The 1,423-nt window shown below is 38.2% G+C and carries 2 pseudogenes; both read right to left on the bottom strand.

Annotation, left to right across the window (positions count from 1 at the left end):
* Positions 1–139 precede the first annotated feature (139 nt).
* Positions 140–1,012, bottom strand: a pseudogene (locus tag O9332_RS09865) (RNA-guided endonuclease InsQ/TnpB family protein); the annotation flags it as partial.
* A pseudogene (locus tag O9332_RS09860) lies at positions 990–1,250 on the bottom strand (recombinase family protein); the annotation flags it as partial. The pseudogenes O9332_RS09865 and O9332_RS09860, both read right to left, overlap by 23 nt.
* Positions 1,251–1,423: the final 173 nt, after the last annotated feature.

The raw sequence follows: 1,423 nt of genomic DNA, 5'->3' as shown, positions 1-1,423 counted from the left end.
CTCTCGATGGGAAGAAGCATATCCTTAGTTAAAGCAGATTTTCTTCCTCAGTGCAACCTAAGTCGATGCTTTCTCACGAGTGCGGGTTCATTTTCTAGGTTGACTTCGGCTTCCTTACCAGCATTTATTGAGATGTTGCGTAAAAACCCATATCCTGAACGGCTTTAGCTAATTTGTGATTAGCCATCATCCCAGACACATTTAAATCCTCAATTACTATCTGGCCGTGGTTCTTGGCTAAATAAGTGGTGAGTTTATGTAACGTATCTTTACGGATATTAGCTATTTTAAAATGAAGTTTAGCTATTTGCCGTTGGGCTTTGTTCCAATTATTTGAACCTTTTACCTTATGTCGGTTCAAGTATTGAAGTCTGGCTAATTGTTTTTCGTATTTACGATAACTTTTAGAGCCTTCAAACGTTTCACCTGTCGATAAAGTAGCCAAAGATTTAATTCCTAGATCACAACCAACTACATCATAAGTTTTATTGGTTGTTTGCTGTTCAACTTCCATCTTAAAACTAATAAACCACCTATTAGCTTTTTTACTAATAGTAACAGATTTTGGCTGGTATCCATCAGGTAGCCGCTCGTAAGTTTTTAACCAACCAATCACAGGAACTTTTATCTTTTGATGGGCAATTTTAATGCTCCCATCTAAAGTGAAACTATCCTGTTTACCTTTCTTCTTGAAATTTGGTGGTTTAGCTATCTTCTTGAAGCATCTTTTCCAAGCATCAGATAAAGCTCTTAACGCCCATTGGGGGGCGCATTTAGACACTTGGTAATACCAATCATGCTCTGATTTTACCAATGCTACCAACCATTGATGAAGGTCAATAGCCGTAGGAAACTTGATTTTTTCATCAGGGTTAGCTTGATTATGGTCTAAAATTTGCTTGGTTAAAGCCAAACCCCAATTCCAAGCATGACGTGCGGTTCCTGCGTGTTGGGCTAATAATGAGCGTTGTTGATTATTTAGTTTTAACTCAGTCTTGAATCCTAGTAGCAACGTCTCTTAACTCCTCTACGATTTTTCTATTTTTATGGTTTCTAGAGCCATACAATCTAGCGGAAAATACCGTAATGATTTCTAAGACATCTGGCGCTAAATCCTCCTCAAATGTACTGTCTTCAGTTCGATTGATAATGACAACTTCAGTTCCGAATTGCTCACACAGACTAAAGATTAGTTCACTACCAAATCTAAGTAATCTATCCTTATGAGTTAAGACCAATCTCTCTACTTTACGGCTCTTCGGGACTTGGTATGGTTCGATAGGGGGGCATAAATCGACTAAATCCTTATCTGGCAAGAGATTTAATTGATTAGTTCGCTCTAGATAGAAAACAATTGGCCAAAATCGAAGCAATGCCTTTCTCTATAAGGGTTCCATCCCTTATAACCCCCGTCCATTGCATA

The organism is Microcystis sp. LE19-10.1B, assembly GCF_027530565.1.
In the GTDB taxonomy this organism is placed as follows: Bacteria; Cyanobacteriota; Cyanobacteriia; order Cyanobacteriales; family Microcystaceae; genus Microcystis; species Microcystis aeruginosa.
This window is presented reverse-complemented; position numbering and strand designations above follow the sequence as displayed.